This is a genomic window from Flavobacterium sp., from assembly GCF_044360715.1.
Classification (GTDB): Bacteria; Bacteroidota; Bacteroidia; order Flavobacteriales; family Flavobacteriaceae; genus Flavobacterium.
Map to the genome: position 1 here is coordinate 1 of NZ_JBIKJY010000007.1, position 25,542 is coordinate 25,542.

A 25,542-nucleotide genomic window follows, 5' to 3' on the forward strand; every position below is an offset into this window, starting at 1 on the left:
TTTATTAAAGCCTTCAAGTTTTACTTGAAGGTTTTTTTGTTATATGTACGACGTGTTCTCAAAATATATCTTATGAAAACCAAAGCGTTAGTGGGTGAAGTGGCATCCTTTTTTTTAAAAAATAACAACAAAAAAGATATAACGGAACACACGACCTGAAAGGGAACGCAATAAATAAAAAAAATAAGTGAGATTTATGTTGACTTTTTTTTATATTTAGTGTTCAATTAAATATTTGAATATGTCATCATTAAAATATCTTTTTTACTTTTTATTTGTTACTTGTGCTTCGTTCTCTCAAGTTTCGGTTTGTAGTTGGAATATTATGAACTTAGGTAAATCAAAATCTGATAGTGAATTGAACATAATGGCTAATTCCATTAAATCATATGATATAATAGCTATTCAGGAAGTTGTTGCTGGTTATGGTGGTTCATTAGCTGTTAGTAGATTAGTTTCTATATTAAATAGGAAAGGTGCAAAATGGGAATATGTAATAAGTAATCCTACTACGAGTTCTAATCCATCAAGTCGCGAGCGTTATGCTATTATTTGGAAACCTTCAATAGTAAAAAAAACTGGTAATTGTTGGCTTGATCAACACTATCAAAAAGAAATTGATAGAGAACCTTATATGGGAACCTTTCTATATAAGGGGAAATCATTTACAATCGTATCATTTCACGCTGTTCCAAAAAAGAAAAATCCTGCCAGTGAAATTAAGTATTTTAAATTTTTTCCTAATTTATATCCAAAACTTAATTTAATTTTTTTGGGTGACTTTAATTGTCCGCAAAGTCATTCTGTATTTTTTCCGATTAAAAAAATTGGTTTTCTTAGTGTTTTTAAAAATCAAAAGACAAGTTTACGTCAGAAATGCATTAATAATGATTGTTTAGCTTCTGAGTATGATAATATTTTCTACAAAGTAAATAAAGTTAAAGTTTTAAAAAGTGGGATTGTGCCTTTTTATACTTTATTTAAGTCTGTTAAGGAAGCGAGAAAGATTTCTGATCATATTCCAATTTGGTGCTCAATTCAACTTAAATAATTTGTTCTTATTACTATTATTTAAAGCCCTATTCGAACAAGTAAGATTTAACAATTTATTAGTATCAAAAAAGATTTTTCATTTCTTTTTATTTGTAAATTTACATAAGCGTGAATTAAAAATGAAAAATTTTATATAAATACTATGCGTGCATAGTATTTTTTTTTATATTTGAAAAAAATATTATATGCAAGATAAAACAATTGATTATATTTTAAGGTTTACCTGGCAGACGGTTTCTAAAATGTATAATGAAGAAGCAGCAAAGTATGGCGCTACAATGGCTACGGGTTTTGCTTTGTTAAGCATTGATAAAGATAAAGGAATTCCTTCAACTGCTTTGGCACCGAGAATGGGTATGGAAGCTACAAGTTTAACCAGAACATTAAAATCTATGGAACAAAGAGGTTTGATTGTTCGAAAGAAAAATCCTGCTGATGGTAGAGGTGTTTTGATATTTTTAACAGATGAGGGAAAACAAAAAAGAGAATTATCTAAACAAACTGTTCTGCAATTTAATGAAGTAATTAAATCTAAAATTACCGAAGAACAACTAACTAATTTTATGCAAGTTGCTGAAATCATAAATGAACAAATTCTTGAAAAAGAAATTTTTGATAAAAACATTAAACTAAAATAATGTATATACTTTACACAATATAAAAGTCTCCAAAATTAAATACATATAAATGAAACGAAATATTAAAAAGGTTGCAGTTATTGGATCTGGAATTATGGGTAGTGGAATTGCCTGCCATTTTGCAAATATAGGAGTAGAAGTAATTCTGTTGGATATTGCTCCAAATGAATTAACTGAATCAGAAATTAAAAAAGGGTTGACTCTTGAGAGTAAGTTAGTAAGAAACAGATTGGTTAACGACCATTTAGCAACAGCTTTAAAGTCGAAACCATCACCAATATATCATCAAAGTTTTGCCAGTAGAATAAGTACTGGAAATACAACCGATGATATGGCTAAAATTGCTTCTTGTGATTGGATTATTGAAGTGGTTGTAGAACGTTTGGATATAAAGAAATCAGTTTTTGAACAAATTGAAAAATATAGAAAACCTGGGACTTTAATCACGTCCAACACATCTGGAATTCCAATTCACTTTATGAGTGAAGGTAGAACTGAAGATTTTCAAAAACACTTCTGTGGAACGCACTTTTTTAATCCAGCACGTTACTTAAAATTATTCGAAATTATTCCAGGACCACAAACTTCAACGGAAGTATTAGATTTCTTAAACGGTTATGGAGAAAAATTCTTAGGAAAAACTTCTGTAGTTGCCAAAGATACTCCAGCATTTATTGGAAATAGAATTGGAATCTTCGGTATAATGAGCTTGTTTCATCAAGTGAAAGAATTGGGTTTAACGATTGAAGAAGTTGATAAATTAACGGGTCCAGTTATTGGTCGACCTAAATCGGCAACTTTCCGCACTGTTGATGTTGTTGGTTTAGATACTTTAGTTCACGTGGCGAACGGAATTTACGAAAATTGTAAGAAAGATGAAGTTTTAGAATTATTTAAATTGCCAGATTTTATCAATAAGATGATGGAAAATAAATGGTTGGGAAGTAAAACCAATCAAGGATTCTATAAAAAAGAAGGGAAAGAAATTCTTTCTTTAGATTTAAATACATTAGAATATCGTGCCGCTAAAAAATCATCATTCTCAACTTTGGAATTAACAAAAACTATCGATAAACCGATTGATAGATTTAAAGTATTAATCACAGGAAAAGATAAAGCGGGTGAATTTTATCGTAAAAACTTTGCTTCAATGTTTACGTATTGTTCGAACAGAATTCCAGAAATCACAGATGCTTTTTATAAAATTGACGATGCGATGAAAGCGGGTTTTGGATGGGAAAACGGACCGTTTGAAATTTGGGATGCTATCGGTGTTCAAAAAGGAATTGAAATGATGCAAGCGGAAGGCTTTCAACCTGCAAGTTGGGTAACAGAAATGATAGCATCTGGAAATACGACTTTCTACTCTGTAAAAGAAGGAGCAACTTATTTCTACAATATAGATAAAAAACAAACAGAGAAAATTCCAGGACAAGATGCTTTTATTATTTTAAATAACATTCGTGAAAGCAAAAAAGTTTGGAATAACAGTGAAAGTATTATCACCGATTTAGGTGATGGAATTATCAATTTAGAATTTACTTCTAAAATGAATTCTATCGGAGCTGGAGTTTTACAAGGAATAAACAAAGCCATTGATATGGCTGAAAAAGGTTATGAAGGATTAGTTATTGGAAACCAAGGAACGAATTTTTCTGTTGGGGCAAATTTAGCTATGATTTTTATGTTGGCTGTTGAGCAAGAATATGACGAATTAAATATGGCTATCAAAATGTTTCAAGACACGATGATGCGCTGTCGTTATTCATCTATTCCAGTAATTGCTGCACCACACGGAATGACTCTTGGTGGTGGTTGCGAATTAACTATGCATTCAGATAGAGCAGTTGCTGCTGCCGAAACGTATATTGGATTAGTAGAATTTGGAGTTGGTGTAATTCCTGGTGGTGGTGGATCTAAAGAAATGGCGCTTCGTGCATCAGATTTATTTAGAAAAAATGATGTGGAATTAAACGTATTGCAAGAATATTTCTTAACTGTTGGTATGGCGAAAGTGGCAACATCAGCATATGAAGCTTTCGATATCGGTGTACTTCAAAAAGGTAGAGATATTGTTGTCGTAAATAAAGACAGACAAATTGCTACGGCAAAACAAGTCGCTTTACAAATGGCAAATCAAGGATATACACAACCTGTAAGAAGAAATGATATAAAAGTTTTAGGAAAACAAGCATTAGGTATGTTTTTAGTAGGGACTGATCAAATGGTTGCAGGACAATTCATTTCAGAGCACGACCAAAAAATAGCAAATAAATTGGCTTATGTTATGGCAGGTGGCGATTTATCTGAACCAAATTTAGTTTCCGAACAGTATTTATTGGATTTAGAACGTGAAGCTTTTTTATCGCTTTGCACGGAAAGAAAAACATTAGAACGTATTCAGTTTATGTTAACTAAGGGGAAACCGTTGAGAAATTAATTTCGAAACACAGATTATAAAAATTCGATAAATTTTTTTAATTTTTTTGATTTCTTCAATCTGTGTTTTTAAAAAAAAGTTAAAAATATGAAAACAGCTTATATAGTATCAGCTTACAGAACTGCAGTAGGAAAAGCGCCAAAAGGTTTATTTCGATTTAAACGACCAGATGAATTAGCGGCAGAAACTATCGAACATATGATGGCTCAATTGCCAAATTTCGATAAAACAAGAATTGATGATGTGATGGTTGGAAATGCTATGCCTGAAGCAGAACAAGGTTTAAATATAGGACGTTTAATTTCCTTAATGGGATTAAAAGTAACAGATGTTCCTGGTGTGACAGTCAATAGATATTGCGCATCTGGATTAGAAACCATCGGAATGGCAACAGCAAAAATTCAATCAGGAATGGCGCATTGTATTATTGCTGGTGGAGCGGAAAGTATGAGTTATATTCCAATGGGTGGCTACAAACCAACTCCAGATTATAAAGTTGCAGCAGCAGGAAACGAAGATTATTATTGGGGAATGGGTTTAACAGCCGAAGCTGTGGCAAAACAATTCAATATTTCAAGAGAAGATCAGGATAAATTTGCTTATGAATCACATATGAAGGCCTTAAAAGCGCAAGCTGAAGGTAAATTCGATAGTCAAATTGTACCTATAAATATTGAACAAACATTTGTAAACGAAAATGGCAAAAAAGAAACCAAATCGTATGTCGTTTCAAAAGATGAAGGTCCAAGATTAGGAACTTCGGTTGAAGCCTTAGCCAATTTAAAACCTGTTTTTGCAGCTGACGGTTCAGTGACTGCAGGAAATTCCTCTCAAATGAGTGATGGTGCCGCATTCGTTTTAGTGATGAGCGAAGAAATGGTAAAAGAATTAAATTTAGAACCAATTGCTCGTTTAGTCAACTTTGCTTCTGCAGGTGTAGAACCAAGAATTATGGGTATCGGACCGGTAAAGGCCATTCCAAAAGCGTTATCTCAAGCTGGATTGACATTAAATGATATCGATTTAATTGAATTGAATGAAGCATTTGCTTCTCAGGCGTTAGCCGTAACTCGCGAATTAGCTTTAAATCCGGATATTATTAACGTAAACGGGGGAGCAATTGCTTTAGGTCATCCACTTGGTTGTACAGGTGCAAAATTATCGGTACAATTATTTGAAGAAATGAAACAAAGAAAATCTAAATACGGAATTGTTTCGATGTGTGTAGGAACAGGACAAGGAACTGCTGGGATTTTCGAATTGATGTAAAATAATTAGAGGAACACTAATTTGAGAAATTTTTAAAATTTTTTTAATTTCTTCAATCTGTGTTCCAAAATAAAAACTTTAAAATAATATAAAATGGAAGATATCACAAGAGGTGGTCAGTTTTTAGTAAAAGAAACAAAGTGCGAAAATGTTTTCACACCAGAAGATTTTAACGAAGAACAACTTATGATGCGCGATTCTGTTAAAGAATTCGTAGATAAAGAACTTTGGGCACACAAAGATAAATTTGAGAAAAAAGATTACGCATATACCGAACAATGTATGCGAAATGCGGGTGCATTAGGATTTTTAGGCGTTGCTGTTCCAGAAGCATATGGTGGATTAGGAATGGGATTTGTAAATACAGCTTTAGTCTGCGATTATATTTCAGGAGCAACAGGTTCGTTTTCAACCGCTTTTGGTGCACATACAGGAATTGGTACGATGCCAATTACGCTATACGGAACTGAAGAACAAAAACAAAAATATGTACCAAAATTAGCTTCTGGCGAATGGTTTGGTTCATATTGTTTGACAGAACCAGGCGCAGGTTCGGATGCGAATTCTGGAAAAACGAAAGCGGTTTTATCTGCTGATGGAACACATTATTTAATCTCAGGTCAAAAAATGTGGATTTCAAATGCTGGATTTTGTAATGTAATGATTGTTTTTGCTCGTATCGAAGATGATAAAAACATTACAGGATTTATTGTAGAATATGATAGAGAAAATACAAACGGAATCACTTTAGGTGAAGAAGAACATAAATTAGGAATTCGTGCGAGTTCAACAAGACAAGTTTTCTTTAATGAAACTAAAGTACCTGTTGAAAATATGTTAGCAGGAAGAGGTGAAGGTTTCAAAATAGCAATGAATGCTTTAAATGTTGGGCGAATTAAATTAGCAGCCGCTTGTTTAGAAGCACAAAGAAGAACTATTTCTGGAGCAGTAAATTACGCAAACGAAAGAATTCAGTTTAATACACCAATATCAAGTTTTGGTGCCATTCAAGCAAAAATTGCTGAAATTACTACAAATTGTTATGTAGATGAAAGTGCTACTTACAGAGCTGCTGGTGATATTCAAAATAGAATTGAAGCAAGAGAAGCTGATGGAAATTCTCAACAAGAAGCAGAATTAAAAGGAGTTGAAGAATATGCCATTGAATGTTCTATTTTAAAAGTTGCCGTTTCTGAAGATGTACAACATTGTACTGATGAAGGAATTCAAATTTTTGGAGGAATGGGATTTTCAGAAGATACTCCAATGGAATCGGCTTGGAGAGATGCCCGTATTGCTCGTATTTATGAAGGGACAAACGAAATTAATCGTATGCTTTCTGTAGGAATGTTGGTTAAAAAAGCAATGAAAGGTCACGTTGATTTAATAGGTCCAGCTATGGCTGTTGCCGAAGAGTTAATGGGGATTCCATCTTTTGATGTGCCTGATTATTCAGAATTTTTAGCAGAAGAAAAAGAAATGATTGCTAAATTGAAAAAAGCATTTTTAATGGTGGCTGGTGCAGCTGTTCAAAAATTTGGAGCTGAATTGGAAGATCATCAACAACTTTTAATGGCTGCAGCCGATATGTTAATTGAAATTTATATGGCAGAAAGTGCCGTTTTGAGAACTGAAAAAATGGCAAAAAAATTAGGTACTGATAAAGTAAGTGACCAACTTGCTATGACTCAATTGTACTTATATAATGCGGTTGATATTGTTACTCAAAAAGGAAAAGAAGGAATCGTTTCTTTTGCAGAAGGCGATGAGCAACGTATGATGTTAATGGGATTACGTCGTTATACAAAATATGTAAATATGCCAAACGTAGTGAAATTACGTGAGCAAATTGCTGCTAAAGTCATCGCAGAAAATAAATATTGTTTTTAATAATAAATTAGTTTGTGTAAAAAAGCCCTGAGAAATCAGGACTTTTTTTATTTAATTTATTTTTAGTCTATTATCTAAAATCCAATTAAGTATTCACTTCTAAATCTTTTATATATTCTTCATATTCATAAAAAAATCGTTCAAAAGCATCCATTTTATCATAGAAAAAATTGAATATGGTTTCCCAATCTGTTTTTCGGTTCAAACTCACATCTGAAAGTTCCACCCAAACCCGACTGATAACTTTACCACTTTCTAAATAATGGTCTCTGTCGAAGATCACATCAGATAAAAAATCATTCATCAAAATTTCTTTTAACGATTCGACTTTCTCAAAATAGATTTTTCGTTTAGTTTCATCTTTGGGTTCAATATCCAACATAACATATGCTTTTTTATTATCCACATTAAATTTAAACGTAACGTCTTTAATTTTAGTGTTATACAACAACCATTTTCTCGGATATTCGTTTCCAAAAGTGCTCCAAAATTCTTTCTTTATTAATTGCGCGTCTGCTTTACTATACATTTTTGTAATAATTTTTTGTAACTTTATAAATTAGAAATCTAAAAATGGAATTCACTCACTTTATAAATAATATCGCAAATTTAAAGAAAGAAAAGTTGTTAGCCACAGATGCGCACATAAAAATGGCGCCTTTGGAACGAATATCTTATCTTAAGGACAAATCCTATTCTGAAATTGAACCTAAAAATGCAGCCGTTTTAATGTTGGTGTATCCTAAAAATGAAATGGCACATTTGGCTTTAATTGTACGAAATACCTATCCTGGAGTGCATTCTTCCCAAATTAGTTTTCCAGGCGGAAAGGAAGAATTGGAAGATGAAACTTTAGCAATTACAGCGCTAAGAGAAACTGAAGAAGAAGTAGGAATTCCAATGAATAAAGTTGAAATTATTAGACAATGTAGTGAGATTTATATTCCGCCAAGTAATTTTTTAGTTACACCATATTTAGGTTTTTCAAAGCAAAATTTACAATTTATTCCGAATCCAGATGAAGTGCAGCGCGTATTAGAATTCCCAATTCATCAATTGCTAAATGATAAAACTATTGTGCAAACCAAAATGACTACTTCTTATGCTGTAAATATTGATGTACCTGCTTTTGAAGTCGAAAATTTCTTAATTTGGGGCGCTACCGCAATGATGCTCAGCGAGTTAAAAGAGTTAATTAAAAACGCAATGAAGTAGTATAAAATTACTAAATTTGCATCGTTTTTAAAACGCAATTCGTATGGGATTATTCAAAAGAAATCCGTTTGGACATATATTATTCATCAAAAAATGGTTAATCCGTATTTTTGGTGCATTAACTCATAGTAGATACAGAAGTTTTAATAATTTACAAATTGATGGCTCGGATATTATTCGAAATTTACCAGATAGAAACGTGCTTTTTATTTCCAATCATCAAACTTATTTTGCAGATGTAACCGCTATGTTTCATGTATTTAACGCAGCTTTAAAAGGACGGGAAAATAATATTAAAAATGTATTTTACTTGTGGCAGCCGAAATTAAATATTTATTACGTTGCAGCTAAAGAAACAATGCAAGAAGGTTTATTGCCAAGAATTTTAGCTTATGTTGGTGCTATTACTGTAGAACGAACTTGGCGTGCCGAAGGTAAAGATGTGCAAAGAGATGTGAATCCGAATGATACTGAAAATATTAAAATAGCATTAGAAGATGGTTGGGTAATTACATTTCCGCAAGGAACTACTCGTTCTTTTAAACCAGTACGAAAAGGAACAGCACATATTATAAAGCAACATAAACCAATTGTTGTACCAATAGTAATTGATGGGTTTAGAAGATCATTCGATAGAAAAGGATTGTTTGTAAAGAAAAAAGGAATTTTGCAATCAATGGAAATTAAACCGCCATTAGATATAGACTACGAGAACGATTCTATTGAAAAAATCGTTGAACAAATAGAATATGCGATTGAACAACACGCTTCGTTTTTAAAAGTGATTCCTCAAGAAGATATAGAAGAAGCTTCTATATTAGATATAGAACGTCAATGGAAATATTAAAAAAAGTCCTGATAAAATTTTATCAGGACTTTTTTTAATACTCTATTTTTTGTAGTTCATTATAATTTCGCTTTAATCTTTTCATAAAAAATCCATAAATCAATCGGTAGAAAATCCAAATTATGAATGTAAAGACTAAAATAAAAATAAAATAAATCCCAAAAACTAAAACATAACCTTTCCTTGAATTTTCTCCAAAACGATTTATAATTTCTTGAAGTTTTGGCTCATAAATTGTTTGAGCAACAAAAGCAACAATTAATATAAAACCTATCATTAATAAATTATATGATACATATTGTTTCACAGTTTTTCTGGAATCTATAATGTTTTTAAGTAAATGATTTACTGAATCAATTGCATTTATTTTTTTATAATTGGTATAAAATCTGTATATAAAATATATAATTACTGCATAATTAATTATAGAAATAATTACCATAAATGTTTTTAAATGATACTTATTTAGCATTTTCCAATAGGTGTCGTTATTTGTTAAAAAGCCTAAACTTGTCCACAAAATAATTTCTAAAATACTAATAATAAAAATCCATTTTACAATAGAAGACGAACTTTTGTGCAACATTCCGTAAATTTCATTTTCTGAAACTTGTTTAAATTGCCCATCGTTATTCTTCCAATCTTTTTTTAATAATTCTAATTCATCCATAAGTTACGGATTTAATGTTTTTTTAAGTTTCCCTTTAATTCTGTTCATTTTCACACGTGCATTCACTTCGCTAATCCCCAGTGTTTCTGATATTTCAGTGTAATCTTTGTCTTCTAAATATAAAAACATCAAAGCTTTGTCAATGTCATTTAACTCCGCAATGGCTTTATACATTAGTTTTAATTGTTCTTCTTCTTCAAAATTATATTCATCTGTACTGATACGATGAAATTCTGAGTCAAAAGGCGTAGTTTCAATACTTCTTTTCTTTTTTCGATATAAAGTAATTGCAGTATTTAGTCCTACACGATAGGCCCAAGTAGTAAATTTCGATTCCCCCCTAAATTTCGGAAACGCCTTCCATAACTGAATGGTAATTTCTTGAAACAAATCATTATGCGCATCTTGATCAGAAGTATAAAGTCTACAAATTTTGTGGACAATATTCTGATTTGCCTTAAGTTGTTTTACAAAATTATCTTCCGTTTCCGATATCATATAGTATAAGTAGTGATGTATTAGATTTTGTTACAAATATGATAAACAAATTTCAATTTCATGAATCAATTTTAGATTTTTAAAAATTTAATTAATTTCTTTAATCTGTATTCAAAAATACTAAAATATAACTTAAATTTGTAAATATACATTCCAGATAGAGTTTAAAAAACATGATTACAGAACAACAATTTCAAACCGAATTAAATTTAATTATTTCCAATGCTATAAGAGAAGATGTTGGCGATGGTGATCACAGTTCATTAGCTTGTATTCCAGCTTCAGTGCAAGGAAGTGCTAAACTTTTAGTAAAAGATAGTGGAGTTATTGCTGGTGTAGAATTTGCCAAAATGGTCTTCGACTTTGTAGATGCTAACCTGAAAGTAGAAACTTTTATACAAGATGGGGCAGAAGTAAAATATGGCGATATCGTTTTTCACGTTCATGGAAGTTCTCAATCCATACTAAAAGCGGAACGTTTGGTTTTAAATAGTATGCAACGAATGAGTGCTATAGCTACAAAAACTAAAAGTTACGTCAAATTAATTGAAGGAACTGGTGCGAAAATTTTAGATACTCGAAAAACAACACCTAATTTTAGAGCTTGTGAAAAATGGGCAGTAAAAATTGGAGGTGGTGAAAATCATCGATTTGCATTATACGATATGATTATGCTAAAAGACAATCATAACGATTTTGCTGGCGGAATTACAGCTTCAATTGCGAAAACCAAACAATATTTACAAGAACATAATAAAGATTTAAAAATTATCGTAGAAGCTAGAAGTATTAAAGAAGTTGAAGAAATTTTAAAAGCGGGTGGTGTGTATCGAATTTTGTTAGATAACTTTGATTTTGAAACGACAAAAAAAGCAGTTCACATTATCGGAAATCAATGTTTAACAGAATCGTCTGGAAATATTAATGAAAAAACAATCAGAGAATATGCTTTATGTGGTGTTAATTACATTTCGTCTGGCGCTTTAACGCATTCTGTTCATAATATGGATTTGAGTTTAAAAGCACTATAAAATACAATTTCGATAGTATAGATTTAATGAATTTTTCTAATCCGTGAATCCCAAATTGCATCACAATTTATGAATATCAATAAAGAAACCATAAAATCTAAACCAATAGTAAAACAAATAATTTTACTGCTACAGCAAATTCACTTTCCAAGTTTAAAAGGAACTTCGTTGTATGATGTAATAAAATTATATGTCTTCGGAATTATTTCAGGCGGAGTTACCCATCGAGCAAGTGCTATTGCTTTTAGTTTTTTTATGGCACTTTTTCCGTTTGCCTTATTTTTATTAAACTTAATTCCTTTTATACCTTTAGATAACTTTCAAAACGATTTTTTAGTATTTGTATCTCAAAGTGTTCCTCCTAATACGTATGATGCCATTGAAACTATTTTAAAGGATATTTTAAATAATAGCTACAAAGGATTGTTATCTTCTGGGTTTTTATTATCTATTTTTTTAATGTCAAATGGAATTAATGCCTTGCTTGATGGATTTGAAATGTCTAAAAACATTAGCGTAAAACGAGGCTACTTTAGTCAATATCTTATTGCGATTGCACTATCAATAGTAATTGCATTTTTATTATTGTTAACGGTCGCGATATTAATTTTTGTGGCCGTATTGATTCATCAAATTGAATCACAAAGTGGCTACATTTCTAAAATACCATTGATTGAATCCACAAGATATTTATTTGTGATACTTATGATTTTGATTATCACATCTACACTCTATAAATTTGGTACAAAAGAGACCAAACAAATTTCTTTTATAAGTTATGGTTCTGTAATGACAACCGTTTTATTTGTTTTAACTTCTTATTTATTTGGAATTTATGTAGAAAAATTTGCCAGATATAACGAGTTGTATGGATCTATTGGAACACTTCTGGTAATGATGTTTTACGTATGGTTAAACTGCATTTTAATTTTATTAGGATTCGAATTAAATGCATTCATATTCCAATTGAAAACTACTAAAAAAGAATAAATTAGTAGGAAGAAATAAAAATTAAGTGTAACTTAGCGACATCAAAAATTAAAATTAACTATTATGAAAAAACAAATTTTCACATTATTTATTGCTTTAACAGCGGTTTTCGCTTCAGCACAAAAAACAATTGGCGACGTTAAAGTTGATGCTAAACTTTCTGTAGAAGGTCAAAATCTTACTTTAAACGGTGCCGGAACAAGAGAAAAAATGTTCATGGACATGTATGTTGGTTCATTGTACGTTACTAAAAAATCTACAGATGGAAATGCGATTTCTGCAGCTAATGAAGCTATGGCAATTAAATTGAATATCGTTTCAGGATTAATTTCTTCTGAAAAAATGATTACTGCAATCAATGAAGGCTTTGAGAATTCAACAGGTAAAAAAACAGCACCTTTAAAAGCAAAAATTGATAAATTCAAAGGTTTTTTTAAAGATGTAATCAACAAAAAAGATGTTTTTATTATAGTTTATGTTCCTAATGAAGGCGTTTCAGTTTACAAAAACGGAACCAAAAAAGGAACTATTGACGGTTTAGATTTCAAAAAAGCTTTATTCGGAATTTGGTTAGGAAATAAACCTGCAGATGACGATTTAAAAGCAGGAATGCTTGGTAAGTAAATAATTTTCTAGTACTAAAAAAGCGTTCAGAAGTTTCTGAACGCTTTTTTTATTTTTGCCTAATCCCTAATAGCTAATGCCTTAAGCCCAACACCCAATACCTAAAAATTAAAACATTCCACCACCTTGGGTTTCGTTTTTCTCACGTTGTTTGCGTTGTAGTTCTTTGTTTTTACCGCTTCCAAAATTGTAATTTAAGCCTACATAAAAGGTTCGGCTTTCAAATCTAAATTCTCCATCTTGACGGAAAGGAATGTTTCCATTGAATCCAAAAAATTGAGTTCTAAACATATCATTCATTCTTGCAGAAAGGGTTCCTTTTCCGCTTAAAACAGTATAATTTGCTCCAAAATCTACTCGATACATTGGCGTTCTTAAATATTGCAAGCCTAAATCGCGACTTCTGTACATTCCAAATAAATTAAATCGTAATTTTTTTGTAGCAGTAAATGTGTTGTTTAATCGCGTATTAAAAGTGGTTACGTTTATTTCTTTATTTTCTGGTAAATTGGTGTTGATGTTTGTAACAGTTCCTCTAACGGTTTTGTAATACACATCTGCACTTGCGTTGGTTGACCACCATTTTGTTAATTTTAAATTGGCATTAATTTCTGCACCCAATTGACTGTTGTTGTCAAAATTATCAAACGACATAATATTTTGAATATTGTTTAATGGGTTTGGAAAAATAACTCTTGAAATTTCAGCATTAATTAATCGGTAAAATACAGCTGAAGTTACACTTCCTAAGCTGAAGATTTTAGTATGATTAATTTCGAATGAATTGGTAAATTGAGGTTCCAATGCTGGATTACCTCTTGACTCTAACAAAGGTGTGGTCCATTCTCTAATAGGATTTATTTGTCCAATACTCGGGCGATCTACTCTTCGGGTATAGTTTAAATTAAAAGTATTATTATCATCTAATTTATAAGACAAGTAAGCTGATGGATACGCTGTAAATATTTCATCTGCAACCGAAGTGGATTCAAAATAATTTGGATTTCTTTCATTTCTTTCAAATTTCGCATCTAAAGTATATTCTTCGATTCTAACGCCAACTTGGGCACTAAATTTGCCAAATGATTTACTGTAGTTGGTATAAATCGCGTGAATGTTTCTGTTAAAAGTAAACGGATTAGTACCATAAAATGCCAGCGATTCATTATAGAAATTGTTTTGCCCATCTTGAATTCTACTTTCAAAACCCATTTCAATTTTTGTGTTATCGTCTATTGGATTCGTATAATCAATATTAAACTGGGCATAATTCGTTTTGCTGTCTATGTCATTCAATCTTAATACGCCATTGTTTCTAAAATAGGAAATATCTTCACTTGAAGTCTTGGCATAATTTGCTTGAAATTCAATTAATTCACCTTTTTTCTTGAAGTTATGTTTGTAGTTTAAATCATAAGTTTGTGTAATATTTCCGCTATTATTTGTAATGGTTTGAAGTTCGTCTGCAAACGTAGTATTATTGTAATAATTTATATTTGTATTTGAATTTCCTTTTCCATCTGCAATATTCCAGTTTGTGAAAAACGATAAAGTATTATTATCATTAATATAATAATCTATACCAATTTTTGCCAAATGCGACGTGTTGGTATTGGCGAAATTGAAATCTTGTCTGTTTTCTAAATTCGGACGGTCTGCTTCTACAAAACCAAAGCTTCTATTTCTTCCGTGATTGAAGCCATAATTCGTATAAAAATTAACTTTTCCTACTTTATAATTCAAATTTAACGACTGATTTGTTTTTGGTGTAATTCCAAATGTATATCCAGAGGTTATACTTCCGTTAAATCCGTTTTGCGTGTTTTTATTTAAAATAATATTAATAATTCCACTATTTCCTTCTGGATTGTATTTAGAAGATGGGTTGGTTATTAATTCTACTTGTTTTATGGAAGCTGATGGGATTTGTTGCAATAATTGTCCTGCATCAATATTGGTTGGTTTCCCGTCAATTAACACTCTAACATTGCTATTGCCACGTAAACTTAATTCCTTGGTTTGTGGATCAATACTTACAGTTGGAATGTTATTAAAAATTTCCGATGCAGTAGTTCCAGATGCAATTAAATCTTTACCAATAGTCACAACTTTTCTGTCTGCTTTTTGTTCAATAGTGGAGCGTTCTTTTACAATAGATACGGTTTCAATAGTATTCGCATTGGATTCTAAAGTAATATTTCCAAGGTTAATTTCTTTATTTTCTTCCGATAAAGTAATCGTTCTTGACGCGTCCTTATATCCTATAAAGTTGACTTTTAAAATATAGCTTTTCAATTCTAAATTTTTTATTTCAAAGCTTCCGTCTTCTTTAGTTGAAATGGCGGCTATAGGTTTTTGACCTTCTAATATGCTAACGGTAGAATATCCAACAGGTTCGTTTGACGTTTTATCAATGATTTTCCCTCTAATAATTCCAGGATTGTTTTGTTGAGCTACTAAAGTTAAAGTTGAAAATACAACTAATAAGGCGCTGAAAATGTGTTTTAATCTCATAATTTTTTTAATGTTTTGTGCAAATAAATTACCTTAATTATTTCTCAAAAAATGGAAGAGAAATTACGACGTAGAATATGAATTTTGTACATTAGACAAAATTTGTGCATTTTTGTTACAAATGAACTTTTCAATTGGTTAAAAATTCTATCTTTGCACGCTATTAAAAATACGATTATGTTATTACAAGAAATTCTTTTCGAACCTATAAAAAATGCCGTTGAAAAACTATTTCAAATTTCTATTGAAAAAGTTGAATTTCAATCTACTAAGAAAGATTTTGAAGGCGATATAACTATGGTCGTTTTTCCGTTGGTAAAACAAATTAAAGGAAATCCTGTAGAAATAGGAACTAAAATAGGTGAGTATTTAGTAGAAAACGTGGCTGAGGTATCAAAATTTAATGTAGTTGCAGGTTTTTTAAATTTAGTAATATCAGATGAATATTATATTTCTTATTTCAATAGCATAAAAAATGATAATTCGTATGGCTTTGTAACGCCTACGGAAGGACAAAAAGCAGTAATGGTAGAATATTCTTCACCAAATACAAACAAGCCCCTGCATTTAGGTCATATTAGAAACAACTTATTGGGTTATTCTGTTGCTGAAATTATAAAAGCATCTGGAAAAAAAGTATATAAAACACAAATTATTAACGATAGAGGTATTCATATTTGTAAATCGATGTTGGCTTGGCAAAAATTCGGAAACGGACAAACACCAACTTCAACTGGTTTAAAAGGCGATAAATTGGTTGGTAATTTTTATGTGAAATTTGATAAAGCTTATAAAGTTGAAATTGCTGCTTTGATGTCGCAAGGAAAAACAGAAGAAGAAGCAAAAAAACAAGCGCCACTTATTTTAGAAGCGCAACAAATGCTTTTAGATTGGGAAAATGGGAAACCAGAAGTAATTGAACTTTGGAAAACGATGAACCAGTGGGTGTACGATGGATTTTCCGTAACGTATACAAATTTGGGAGTAGATTTCGACAGTTATTATTACGAAAGTAATACCTATTTGTTAGGAAAAGATGTTGTGGAAGAAGGTTTAAGTCGCGGTGTTTTCTTTAAAAAAGAAGACGGTTCAGTTTGGATAGATTTAACGGCTGATGGCTTAGACGAAAAAATTGTATTGCGTTCAGATGGAACTTCTGTTTATATGACACAAGATATCGGAACGGCAATTCAACGTGTTAGAGATTTTTCTGACATTGGAGGAATGGTGTATACGGTTGGAAATGAGCAAGATTATCATTTTAAAGTATTGTTCTTAATTCTTAAAAAATTAGGATACGAATGGGCTGAAAATTTATTCCATTTATCATACGGAATGGTAGAATTACCTTCTGGAAAAATGAAATCACGTGAAGGAACTGTTGTTGATGCAGACGATTTAATGGCAGAAATGACTACAACAGCACAACAAATTTCTGAAGATTTAGGAAAATTAGATGGTTATTCTGAAAAAGAAAAAGCAAGTTTGTATAAAACCATAGGTTTGGGTGCTTTAAAATATTATATGTTAAAAGTAGATCCGAAAAAACAAATGATGTTTAATCCAGAAGAATCAGTAGATTTTAATGGAAATACGGGGCCTTTTATTCAATACACTTATGCTCGTATTCAATCGATTTTAAGAAAAGCAACTTTCGATTATAGTTCCGAATCAAAACTTTTGGAATTACACGAAAAAGAAAAAGAATTAATAAAACAAGTACAATTATTTCCTGAAGTAATTCAAAGTGCTGCTGAAAATCATAGCCCAGCATTAATTGCGAATTATACTTACGATTTGGTAAAAGAATTCAATTCGTTTTATCAAAATGTGTCGATTTTAGGAGAAGATAATTTAGACAAAAAAGTATTTAGAGTACAACTTTCAAATTCGGTAAGCCAAGTAATTAAAAATGCTTTTGGATTATTAGGAATTAGCGTTCCTGAGAGGATGTAACTTCGAGAGCCTCAGTTACCGTTTTATTGGTTGAGGTTAAATGTTGACTGAGCTTAAATGTTGACTGAGGTTCTCGAAGTCAACATACTGGTTGAAGTTCTCGTGTTGACAGAAGTTTTTGTATTGACAGAAGTTCTCGTGTTGACTGAGGCACTCGAAGTCAACATTAATATAAATAAATTTCAAAAATAATCTGTAAATCAGAGCTAAAAAATAAAAATATAAATAATAAAGTGAAACAAAACAAATCATATTTTTTTCAATCCTGGCTAATTGTAGTAATTGCAATTGTATCTTTTATTGGATTTAAATCGTTTTTACCAAAAAAACTTTTCCCTGATACAACAACAAATAGTAAAAATGTTGTGGTGGATAGTTTAATGTTAGAAGCAGTAGCTGAAGCCGGAAATCTTTCCGAAGAAGATACATTAACAAACAAAACCATTTCATTTGTATCAAATCCACTTGGAATTAAATTTTCCAGTGAGAAATTCGAACAATATAAAGGATATCAATATTTAATTCCCTTTTTTGAAAAATTATATCAATTAGAAACCAATAAAAAAGGAAAAGCCCGAATTGCTTATTTTGGGGATTCAATGACAGATGGTGACCTAATTGTACAAGATGTGCGTACTCAATTTCAAAGTGTTTTTGGTGGAGAAGGTGTTGGGTTTGTAAATATTTCATCAGAATCTGCAGCTTCAAGAGGTTCAGTTATTCACGAATTTTCTCCCAATTGGAAATCGCAATCGTATTTAAAAACAAAAAGCCCAATGCGTTCATTTGGTGTTAATGGGGCTGTTTTCTTTGCGAAAGACACAGTAAATCCTACTTGGGTAAAATATAAAGCAGGAAGAAATCGGTTTTCAACAGCTTTAAATAATCCCACTCTTTTTTATGGAAGTTCTAAAAATAAAAAAGGAATGTTGCGTCAAATTATTGGAAAAGATACCATTTATAAAAAACTTTCTCCAAACGCTACATTAAATACCACACAAATTGGAAGTGCTGTAAATAAAGTTAAAGTAAATTTTATAAATGCCGATTCGATCCCGTTTTACGGATTTAATTTCGATGATGGAAAAGGAATTCACGTTGATAATTTTTCTTCTCGAGGTAACTCTGGTTTGCCGTTAGGTTCATTCAATATAGATTTGATGAATGCATTTCAACAAAAATTAGGGTATGATTTAATTATTCTACAATTTGGAACAAACGTTTTAAATTACGGTTCATTAAATTATTCTTGGTATGAAAGAAAAATGACTTCTGTTGTAAATCATATCAAACAATGTTTTCCAGGTGCTGCAATTTTAATTATAACAACTGCAGATAAATCTACAAAGTACGATATGCAAATGAAATCGGATTCTGCAGTTGCTCCTTTAATTATGGCTCAAAAACGTTATGCTGTAAAATCAGAAGCCGGCTTAGTAAATTTATATACTTTAATGGGTGGTGATGGCTCTATGGTAAAATGGGTAGAAAATGTACCAGCAAAAGCCAATAAAGATTATACACACTTTAATCACAGAGGTGCAAAAGAAATTGCGCAACTTATTTATAAACAAATAGATACGGGTTACATTGAGTACAAACGATTACGTGCTTTAGCTAAGCAAAAAAACCAACCCAAAACAAAGGTATTAGATTCGGTACCAGTAACAAAAGATACTTTAAATGAATAAATTTATATACATATTATTTTTTACTACACTTGGTTTTTCGCAAATTGATTCTGTAAAAGTAGAAATTGATAGTGCTACAGTTGCTATTGATACGGCTAATTTTGAAGCGTTTAATAATGTAATTTCTAACGAAAAAGCACTAACAACTATTTTTGAAAAATTATATCAATTAGAAGAAAACCAAGATAGAAAAGTACGAATAGTTCACATTGGCGATTCGCACATACAAGCGGATTTATTTACTGGAAAAATTAGATATCGTATGCAGCAAATTTTTGGAAATGCTGGTTTCGGTTTTACATTTCCATATAGTTTAGCAAATACAAATAATAGTTCGCCTATTAAATTTACTGGCTCTGGCGGATTTTCTGCTTCGCGAAATTTATATGCTGATACTTCAAAACCTGTTGGCGTGAGTGGGATATCATTTCAACCCAAGGATAAAACCTTTCATATTGATATGTTAGTAAAAGATTCGCAATTCGATTTCACAAAATTAAAAGTCATTTCGCCTAAAAATGAAAATATTTTTAATGTGTCATTTGCTAAAAGAAGTTTTACTACGCAAGAAAAAGTAGCTGTTAAAACACCAGCAATAAGTTCTCATAAAGTAAAACCGGGTGAAGTTTTAGGTGTAATTGCAGATAAATATAACATTTCATTAAAACAATTAAAAGCAGCTAACGGATTGACATCTGATAATATTAGAGATGGAAAAATTTTAAAAATTCCTGGTGGAAAAACAGTAACCACTTACAAAACAGTTTCAACTGTAAAGTATGTTTACGAGCCTATTGTTTTAGAAAACACACCATTATACAATTCCTATACTTCCGAAAAACCTATCGATAAAATTACCATTATTGGAAATGAAAATAATTCTGAATTTGCGTTAAATGGTTTGATTTTAGAAAATGAAAATGCAGGTGTTACCTATTCATCAATTGGTGTAAATGGTGCAAAAAGTAGCGATTTTAATAAGTTTCCTTTGTTTTTCGAACAATTACCAGCGCTTGAAGCCGATTTGTATGTAATTTCTTTGGGAACAAACGAAAGTTTTGATAAGCAAGATATTCCTACTTATTTTGGTAACTTAAAAACAATGATTGACGGCATTAAATTAAAATGTCCAGAAGCTTCGATTTTACTTACTACGCCACCACCTTCTGTGTTGCACGGAAAATCTCAAAATATTTACATAGAAAAATATGCCGAAAAAATTATTGAAATGGCAGCTACTGAAAACTATGCAGTTTGGAATTTATTAGATGTTTTTGGTGGAAATAAAAATATTATAATGAATTCAAGAATGGGATTAATGGCAAGAGATAAAGTGCATTATTCTAATACGGGTTATGATAAACAAGGCGAATTGTTTTTCGATGCGTTTATTCAATCCTACGAATTATATAAATCTGAAAAATAAGAGATTGTGTTGCAAGAATGGTTTTATAAAAATATAGGTAAAATTACTCCTGAAGTAATTGAAAAATGGTTTGTTTACAATGAAAAAGAGCCATTGCTTTTTAATACGGGCTTATTTTTAGGTTTGTTTTTGGTGTTTTATTTTTGGTACATTTTACTAAAAAAAGCAGACACCTTGCGAATGGTTTATGTAATTTTATTTTCACTGTTTTTCTATTATAAGTCAAGCGGAATTTATTTTTTATTACTTTTAGGTTCGGCAGTGGTCGATTATAATTTAGGAAATTTAGTACATCGTACTTCAAGTGTTTTTTATAAAAAACTATGTTTAACATTCAGTATCATTCTAAATTTAGGATTTTTAGGCTACTTTAAATACAGTAATTTTTTAGTAGACATTACCAACACCGTTACTGGAGAAAAATTTGCGTTTTTTGATGTGATTTTACCAGTTGGAATTTCATTTTACACCTTTCAATCTATAAGTTATATTATTGAAGTTTACCGAAAAGAAATCGAACCTACTAAACGTTTTGTAGATTATTTGTTTTTCGTTTCCTTTTTTCCACAATTAGTGGCGGGACCTATTGTAAGAGCAAAAGATTTTTTACCTCAAATTTATCAAAAATTAAATGTAACGCAAGACGATATCAATCGTGCGTTTCTATTGATAATTGGTGGATTGATTAAGAAGACGGTAATTTCGGATTATATTTCGTTAAACTTCGTAGATCGTGTTTTCGATTTACCAAATAGTTATACTCCTTTCGAAAATTTAATGGCTTCCTATGGCTATACGATTCAAATTTATTGCGATTTTTCTGGATATTCGGATATGGCAATTGGTGTAGCATTATTGTTAGGTTTCAAATTACCAACCAACTTCCGTTCGCCATATAAATCCACTTCTATTACAGATTTTTGGCGCCGTTGGCACATTTCGTTATCTACTTGGTTAAAGGATTTTTTATATATTTCAGTTGGAGGAAATCGGTACGGAACGTTTGCAGGATTTTTATTTCCAAGTTTGTTTTTTACAGGTGCTATTGTTTGGGGTGTTTCTTTTTCTAAAACAAGTAATATACCATTACTAATAGCTGTAGCATCAGCTATAGTCTTTGTTTTTACTTTTTTATTTTCAAGAGAAAAAGAAAAAACGATGTACACCAACGTGAATTTAATGACAACTATGCTATTAGGAGGTTTATGGCACGGAGCAAGTTTACGATTTATAATTTGGGGTGCTTTACACGGTATGGCTCTTGCTATTCATAAAATATTTTTAGAATATTATCCGCCGTCAAAGCGTAAAATATTCTTTTTAACGCCGTTTTTAAAAGTTATTGGAATTCTTGTAACCTTTCATTTTGTGGCGTTTTGTTGGATTTTCTTTCGAGCAAAAGACTTTACAATTGCATTACAAATTATTCAGAATATCGGAAATGTAACTTTCGATTTCAATCAGTGGTTCACCATAATTCAAGGCTATCAAAATGTATTTATTTTGATGTTTTTAGGCTATTTTTGGCATTATATTCCCGAAAAAGTTACTATCGCCATTCAAGATGTTTTTAAAGCTATGCCTTTAATTACTCGCGCTATTATTTTAGGATTGGTTTTTTGGTTGGTTTATGCCACTGCATCTGCAGGTCCGCAGCCCTTTATTTATTTTCAGTTTTAAGTTCTGTAATATTTGTTACATAGTAGTGATTTTAACTTTAGTACATTTGTCTAAAGATTTTAAACTATGAAAAATATATTCTTTAACAATTGGCATTTTATGCGCTATTTCCGAATTGCGATTGCTTTATTTTGTTTTTACACCGCATATGAGGAAAATCAATGGGTATTTGTTCCATTTGGTGTTTTCTTTTTGTTTCAAGCAGTGTTTAATTTAGGATGTGGCCCAAGAGGTTGTAATGTGCCCACTAAAAACAGAGAAGATGAGTAAATTTTACGAATTAATTAACGGAAATAAACCCGTTTTAATTGATTTTTTTGCTACTTGGTGTGGTCCTTGCCAAGCTTTAGCTCCAATTTTAATAGATTCAAAAGAAGAGTTAGGAGACGCTGTAAATATCATTAAAATTGATGTAGATAAAAACCAACAAATTGCTGCTCATTTTCAAGTAAAAGGAGTGCCGACTATGATGTTGTTTCAAAACGGGAAAATGTTATGGAGACAATCGGGTGTGGTTTCTAAAAATGAAATTGTTACTATTGTGAAACAAAAAGCTAATGTTTAAAAAATACAAATTAACATTTATTGGTATTTTTATAGGTGCTATTTTAGGGTATTTGTATTACTTTTATGTTGGGTGTGCATCAGGAACTTGTAAAATAACTTCAAGTCCTGTAAATAGTACTTTATATGGAGCTTTAATGAGTGGCTTATTATTTAATATTTTTGAAAATAAACCAAAGAAAAAATAATTGTCCTTGTTTTTTTGGAAATTCGCGAATTAAAATTAAAAAAATAATATATATTTGATTTTTAAAATTAATTAGTTAATTTCTTTGATTATGAAAAAAATTAAAATAATTTCAGTTTTAGCACTTTTATTCGTCCTTAATGTAGCTTCTATGTGTAGTGATGAAGATGATGCGCCAACAAATGTAAATCAAACACAAGTAATTAATACAGTTATTTCAGGTACTTGGCGTATTACAAATTATGTGGATTCAGGAGTAAATGAAACTGCTAATTTTACAGGTTATAATTTTACATTTGCTTCAAATAATGTGCTTACAGCAGTAGGAAACGGATTAACTACATCAGGAACTTGGTCGGTTACTGATTCAAATAGTAATGATGACACATTAAACGATTTAGATTTTAATATTGCTTTTACCACACCAGCTAATTTTGTAGATTTAACAGATGACTGGGATATTGTTTCCAGAACAGATACAAAAATTCAATTGATTGATGTTAGTGGAGGTAACGGCGGAACAGATTATTTAACCTTTGAAAAAAATTAAGAAAAATTTATGTTTTAAGTAATAATAAATTATTACTTTTGAAATATATAAGTTAATAAGTATAACAAATAAAAATAAAAATTATGAAAAAAGTATTGTCAATTGTTGCCTTAATGGCATTTATGGTTTCTTCTGCTTCTGTAGTTAACTTCAAAGAAAAAGAAAAAGAAAAGAAAAAAGCAAAAACTGAAAAATCTTCTTGTACAGACAAAAAAGAAGGTGACAAAAAGTCTTGTGCTTCAACTGAAAAAAAATCATGTTGTTCTAAAAAATAATATGTTTTACATAAGTTAAAAACCGTTCCGAATTTTCTGAACGGTTTTTTTGTTTCTAATTTCCAACTTTCGACTTTATCACTTTCGACTTTTAAAACTTTACCTTATATTTGCATTTCATTAAAAAAGCTCAATTATTATGTTTGATAATCTTACCGATAAGTTAGATAAAGCATTCCATATATTAAAAGGACACGGAAAAATTACGGATGTAAACGTTGCCGATACTTTAAAAGAAGTACGTCGTGCATTGTTAGATGCCGATGTGAACTTTAAAATTGCTAAAGATTTTACTACAAGAGTTAAAGATAAAGCTATTGGAGAAAATGTATTAACTACATTACAGCCGGGTCAATTGTTAGTAAAATTGGTTAAAGATGAATTGACCGAATTAATGGGTGGCGATGTTGCAGGTGTAAACTTATCTGGAAACCCAACCGTTATTTTAATGTCTGGTTTACAAGGTTCTGGTAAAACGACCTTCTCTGGAAAATTAGCTAATTTTTTAAAAACAAAGAAATCTAAAAACCCACTTTTAGTAGCTTGTGACATTTACCGTCCTGCGGCAATTAACCAGTTGCATGTTGTTGGAGATCAAATAGGTGTAGATGTTTATTCTGAACCGGATAATAAAAACGCAGTGTCTATTTCCGAAAATGCAATTAAGCACGCAAAAGCAAATGGTTTTAATGTTGTAATTATTGATACCGCTGGTCGTTTAGCTGTTGATGAAGAAATGATGAACGAAATTGCAAACGTTCATAAAGCCATTCAGCCTCACGAAACGTTATTTGTTGTAGATGCTATGACGGGTCAAGATGCAGTTAATACAGCAAAAGCGTTTAATGATAGATTAAACTTCGATGGTGTAATTCTTACAAAATTAGATGGTGATACTCGTGGTGGAGCGGCTATTTCAATAAAATCGGTAGTAAATAAACCTATAAAATTCATCGGTACTGGAGAAAAGATGGACGCCATTGATGTGTTCTATCCTTCTCGTATGGCGGAACGAATTTTAGGAATGGGTGATGTGGTTTCTTTGGTTGAAAGAGCTCAAGAACAATACAACGAAGAGGAAGCCAGAAAAATTCAGAAAAAAATTGCTAAAAACGAATTTGGTTTCGATGATTTCTTAGCTCAAATACAACAAATTAAGAAAATGGGAAGTATGAAAGACCTTGTCGGAATGATTCCTGGAGCTGGAAAAGCATTGAAAGATGTAGAAATTGAGGATGACGCTTTTAAACACGTAGAAGCCATTATACAATCGATGACACCAATAGAAAGAAGTAAACCAGCAATAATTGATGTGAAAAGAAAAACAAGAATTGCGAAGGGTGCCGGTAGAAAAATAGAAGAAGTGAATCAGTTAATGAAACAGTTCGACCAAATGAGTAAAATGATGAAAATGATGCAAGGTGGCGGCGGAAAAAAACTAATGCAAATGATGGGCGGAATGAAAGGAATGCCTTCAATGCCTGGAATGAAATAAATAAGTCGAAAGTCTTAAAGTTTAAAAGTCGAAAGTCTT

Annotated in this window: 24 protein-coding genes; 20 read left to right on the forward strand and 4 right to left on the reverse strand. The window is 31.1% G+C overall.

The genetic code is table 11. From position 1 onward, the window contains the following. Window positions 1–241: 241 nt before the first annotated feature. The 5 genes from ACIQ16_RS03580 to ACIQ16_RS03600 all read left to right on the forward strand — a co-directional run bounded on the left by ACIQ16_RS03580 (window position 242) and on the right by ACIQ16_RS03600 (window position 7,290). On the forward strand, window positions 242–1,051 hold the full coding sequence (locus ACIQ16_RS03580) for an endonuclease/exonuclease/phosphatase family protein (protein WP_396148711.1): 810 nt from the start codon (window positions 242–244) through the stop codon (window positions 1,049–1,051). Between the two features lie 187 nt (window positions 1,052–1,238). After that, entirely contained in the window at window positions 1,239–1,691 is a 453-nt protein-coding gene (locus tag ACIQ16_RS03585) for a MarR family winged helix-turn-helix transcriptional regulator (protein ID WP_396148713.1), read from the forward strand. A gap of 49 nt (window positions 1,692–1,740) precedes the next feature. After that, window positions 1,741–4,131, forward strand: coding sequence for a 3-hydroxyacyl-CoA dehydrogenase NAD-binding domain-containing protein (locus ACIQ16_RS03590; RefSeq protein ID WP_396148715.1), 2,391 nt, complete (start codon window positions 1,741–1,743; stop codon window positions 4,129–4,131). An 87-nt stretch (window positions 4,132–4,218) separates the two neighbouring features. Then, window positions 4,219–5,400 carry a thiolase family protein gene (locus ACIQ16_RS03595; RefSeq protein WP_396148717.1) on the forward strand — a complete coding sequence of 394 codons (1,182 nt, stop codon included), beginning with the start codon at window positions 4,219–4,221 and terminating at the stop codon, window positions 5,398–5,400. A 93-nt stretch (window positions 5,401–5,493) separates the two neighbouring features. Then, window positions 5,494–7,290 carry an acyl-CoA dehydrogenase family protein gene (locus ACIQ16_RS03600; RefSeq protein WP_396148719.1) on the forward strand — a complete coding sequence of 599 codons (1,797 nt, stop codon included), beginning with the start codon at window positions 5,494–5,496 and terminating at the stop codon, window positions 7,288–7,290. Window positions 7,291–7,375: 85 nt separating this feature from the next. Here the strand turns inward: ACIQ16_RS03600 and ACIQ16_RS03605 are convergent, their stop codons facing one another. Then, window positions 7,376–7,819 carry a DUF4268 domain-containing protein gene (locus ACIQ16_RS03605; RefSeq protein WP_396148721.1) on the reverse strand — a complete coding sequence of 148 codons (444 nt, stop codon included), beginning with the start codon at window positions 7,817–7,819 and terminating at the stop codon, window positions 7,376–7,378. Between the two features lie 44 nt (window positions 7,820–7,863). On the opposite strand from ACIQ16_RS03605, the gene ACIQ16_RS03610 reads away from it, so the two are divergent. Next, window positions 7,864–8,505, forward strand: a complete 642-nt coding sequence (locus ACIQ16_RS03610) for an NUDIX hydrolase (protein WP_396148723.1) — start codon at window positions 7,864–7,866, stop codon at window positions 8,503–8,505. 43 nt (window positions 8,506–8,548) lie between these two features. Further along, window positions 8,549–9,352, forward strand: coding sequence for a lysophospholipid acyltransferase family protein (locus ACIQ16_RS03615; RefSeq protein ID WP_396148725.1), 804 nt, complete (start codon window positions 8,549–8,551; stop codon window positions 9,350–9,352). Between the two features lie 34 nt (window positions 9,353–9,386). Here ACIQ16_RS03615 and ACIQ16_RS03620 read toward each other — a convergent pair whose 3' ends face one another. Together ACIQ16_RS03620 and ACIQ16_RS03625 are read right to left on the reverse strand one after the other, a co-directional pair. After that, window positions 9,387–10,022 (reverse strand): hypothetical protein, encoded by a 636-nt coding sequence (locus ACIQ16_RS03620; protein WP_396148727.1) that lies wholly within the window; start codon window positions 10,020–10,022, stop codon window positions 9,387–9,389. A 3-nt stretch (window positions 10,023–10,025) separates the two neighbouring features. After that, complete coding sequence (locus ACIQ16_RS03625; RefSeq protein WP_396148729.1) at window positions 10,026–10,520, reverse strand: RNA polymerase sigma factor; 495 nt, start codon at window positions 10,518–10,520, stop codon at window positions 10,026–10,028. Between the two features lie 173 nt (window positions 10,521–10,693). Here ACIQ16_RS03625 and nadC point away from each other — a divergent pair, with 173 nt between their 5' ends. From nadC to ACIQ16_RS03640, 3 genes are all read left to right on the forward strand, one after another. Continuing rightward, window positions 10,694–11,551, forward strand: a complete 858-nt coding sequence (gene nadC / locus ACIQ16_RS03630) for a carboxylating nicotinate-nucleotide diphosphorylase (protein ID WP_396148731.1) — start codon at window positions 10,694–10,696, stop codon at window positions 11,549–11,551. Between the two features lie 69 nt (window positions 11,552–11,620). Further along, window positions 11,621–12,541, forward strand: coding sequence for a YihY/virulence factor BrkB family protein (locus tag ACIQ16_RS03635; protein WP_396148733.1), 921 nt, complete (start codon window positions 11,621–11,623; stop codon window positions 12,539–12,541). A 63-nt stretch (window positions 12,542–12,604) separates the two neighbouring features. Continuing rightward, a complete protein-coding gene (locus ACIQ16_RS03640; protein WP_396148735.1) occupies window positions 12,605–13,165 on the forward strand; it encodes a chalcone isomerase family protein in 561 nt (186 codons plus the stop codon). 108 nt (window positions 13,166–13,273) lie between these two features. Here the strand turns inward: ACIQ16_RS03640 and ACIQ16_RS03645 are convergent, their stop codons facing one another. Next, entirely contained in the window at window positions 13,274–15,679 is a 2,406-nt protein-coding gene (locus ACIQ16_RS03645) for a TonB-dependent receptor domain-containing protein (RefSeq protein WP_396148737.1), read from the reverse strand. Window positions 15,680–15,856: 177 nt separating this feature from the next. On the opposite strand from ACIQ16_RS03645, the gene argS reads away from it, so the two are divergent. From argS to ffh, 10 genes are all read left to right on the forward strand, one after another. Then, window positions 15,857–17,635, forward strand: a complete 1,779-nt coding sequence (gene argS / locus ACIQ16_RS03650) for an arginine--tRNA ligase (protein WP_396148739.1) — start codon at window positions 15,857–15,859, stop codon at window positions 17,633–17,635. Between the two features lie 233 nt (window positions 17,636–17,868). Then, entirely contained in the window at window positions 17,869–19,326 is a 1,458-nt protein-coding gene (locus ACIQ16_RS03655) for a hypothetical protein (RefSeq protein ID WP_396148741.1), read from the forward strand. Further along, the gene (locus tag ACIQ16_RS03660; protein ID WP_396148743.1) at window positions 19,319–20,752 is read left to right on the forward strand and encodes a GDSL-type esterase/lipase family protein; all 1,434 of its coding nucleotides are present in this window, start codon (window positions 19,319–19,321) and stop codon (window positions 20,750–20,752) included. The genes ACIQ16_RS03655 and ACIQ16_RS03660 overlap by 8 nt, the downstream gene beginning before the upstream one ends. Before the next feature lie 6 nt (window positions 20,753–20,758). Further along, window positions 20,759–22,432 carry an MBOAT family O-acyltransferase gene (locus ACIQ16_RS03665; RefSeq protein ID WP_396148745.1) on the forward strand — a complete coding sequence of 558 codons (1,674 nt, stop codon included), beginning with the start codon at window positions 20,759–20,761 and terminating at the stop codon, window positions 22,430–22,432. Between the two features lie 66 nt (window positions 22,433–22,498). Continuing rightward, window positions 22,499–22,702: a hypothetical protein gene (locus ACIQ16_RS03670; RefSeq protein ID WP_291241049.1), complete on the forward strand. Its 204-nt coding sequence runs from the start codon at window positions 22,499–22,501 to the stop codon at window positions 22,700–22,702. Then, a complete protein-coding gene (gene trxA / locus ACIQ16_RS03675) occupies window positions 22,695–22,997 on the forward strand; it encodes a thioredoxin (RefSeq protein ID WP_396148747.1) in 303 nt (100 codons plus the stop codon). Before ACIQ16_RS03670 ends, trxA begins: the two co-directional genes overlap by 8 nt. Beyond that, window positions 22,990–23,184: a DUF6132 family protein gene (locus ACIQ16_RS03680; RefSeq protein WP_396148749.1), complete on the forward strand. Its 195-nt coding sequence runs from the start codon at window positions 22,990–22,992 to the stop codon at window positions 23,182–23,184. Before trxA ends, ACIQ16_RS03680 begins: the two co-directional genes overlap by 8 nt. 90 nt (window positions 23,185–23,274) lie before the next feature. Continuing rightward, window positions 23,275–23,733 (forward strand): hypothetical protein, encoded by a 459-nt coding sequence (locus ACIQ16_RS03685; RefSeq protein ID WP_396148751.1) that lies wholly within the window; start codon window positions 23,275–23,277, stop codon window positions 23,731–23,733. An 83-nt stretch (window positions 23,734–23,816) separates the two neighbouring features. Further along, window positions 23,817–24,008, forward strand: a complete 192-nt coding sequence (locus tag ACIQ16_RS03690; protein ID WP_396148753.1) for a hypothetical protein — start codon at window positions 23,817–23,819, stop codon at window positions 24,006–24,008. Between the two features lie 139 nt (window positions 24,009–24,147). Beyond that, window positions 24,148–25,503: a signal recognition particle protein gene (gene ffh / locus ACIQ16_RS03695; RefSeq protein ID WP_396148755.1), complete on the forward strand. Its 1,356-nt coding sequence runs from the start codon at window positions 24,148–24,150 to the stop codon at window positions 25,501–25,503. The last annotated feature ends 39 nt before the right edge of the window (window positions 25,504–25,542 follow it).

Excerpts from the sequence above, each read along its gene's own strand:
- ACIQ16_RS03605 (WP_396148721.1), bottom strand. The coding sequence starts at position 7,819 with ATGTATAGTAAAGCAGACGCGCAATTAATAAAGAAAGAATTTTGGAGC.
- ACIQ16_RS03640 (WP_396148735.1), top strand. The coding sequence starts at position 12,605 with ATGAAAAAACAAATTTTCACATTATTTATTGCTTTAACAGCGGTTTTC.
- ACIQ16_RS03585 (WP_396148713.1), top strand. The coding sequence starts at position 1,239 with ATGCAAGATAAAACAATTGATTATATTTTAAGGTTTACCTGGCAGACG.
- ACIQ16_RS03625 (WP_396148729.1), bottom strand. The coding sequence starts at position 10,520 with ATGATATCGGAAACGGAAGATAATTTTGTAAAACAACTTAAGGCAAAT.
- ACIQ16_RS03590 (WP_396148715.1), top strand. The coding sequence starts at position 1,741 with ATGAAACGAAATATTAAAAAGGTTGCAGTTATTGGATCTGGAATTATG.
- argS (WP_396148739.1), top strand. The coding sequence starts at position 15,857 with ATGTTATTACAAGAAATTCTTTTCGAACCTATAAAAAATGCCGTTGAA.
- ACIQ16_RS03645 (WP_396148737.1), bottom strand. The coding sequence starts at position 15,679 with ATGAGATTAAAACACATTTTCAGCGCCTTATTAGTTGTATTTTCAACT.
- ACIQ16_RS03635 (WP_396148733.1), top strand. The coding sequence starts at position 11,621 with ATGAATATCAATAAAGAAACCATAAAATCTAAACCAATAGTAAAACAA.
- ACIQ16_RS03690 (WP_396148753.1), top strand. The coding sequence starts at position 23,817 with ATGAAAAAAGTATTGTCAATTGTTGCCTTAATGGCATTTATGGTTTCT.
- ACIQ16_RS03595 (WP_396148717.1), top strand. The coding sequence starts at position 4,219 with ATGAAAACAGCTTATATAGTATCAGCTTACAGAACTGCAGTAGGAAAA.
- ACIQ16_RS03670 (WP_291241049.1), top strand. The coding sequence starts at position 22,499 with ATGAAAAATATATTCTTTAACAATTGGCATTTTATGCGCTATTTCCGA.
- ACIQ16_RS03600 (WP_396148719.1), top strand. The coding sequence starts at position 5,494 with ATGGAAGATATCACAAGAGGTGGTCAGTTTTTAGTAAAAGAAACAAAG.
- ACIQ16_RS03680 (WP_396148749.1), top strand. The coding sequence starts at position 22,990 with ATGTTTAAAAAATACAAATTAACATTTATTGGTATTTTTATAGGTGCT.
- ACIQ16_RS03580 (WP_396148711.1), top strand. The coding sequence starts at position 242 with ATGTCATCATTAAAATATCTTTTTTACTTTTTATTTGTTACTTGTGCT.
- ACIQ16_RS03660 (WP_396148743.1), top strand. The coding sequence starts at position 19,319 with ATGAATAAATTTATATACATATTATTTTTTACTACACTTGGTTTTTCG.
- ACIQ16_RS03620 (WP_396148727.1), bottom strand. The coding sequence starts at position 10,022 with ATGGATGAATTAGAATTATTAAAAAAAGATTGGAAGAATAACGATGGG.
- ACIQ16_RS03685 (WP_396148751.1), top strand. The coding sequence starts at position 23,275 with ATGAAAAAAATTAAAATAATTTCAGTTTTAGCACTTTTATTCGTCCTT.
- trxA (WP_396148747.1), top strand. The coding sequence starts at position 22,695 with ATGAGTAAATTTTACGAATTAATTAACGGAAATAAACCCGTTTTAATT.
- ACIQ16_RS03615 (WP_396148725.1), top strand. The coding sequence starts at position 8,549 with ATGGGATTATTCAAAAGAAATCCGTTTGGACATATATTATTCATCAAA.
- ffh (WP_396148755.1), top strand. The coding sequence starts at position 24,148 with ATGTTTGATAATCTTACCGATAAGTTAGATAAAGCATTCCATATATTA.
- nadC (WP_396148731.1), top strand. The coding sequence starts at position 10,694 with ATGATTACAGAACAACAATTTCAAACCGAATTAAATTTAATTATTTCC.
- ACIQ16_RS03610 (WP_396148723.1), top strand. The coding sequence starts at position 7,864 with ATGGAATTCACTCACTTTATAAATAATATCGCAAATTTAAAGAAAGAA.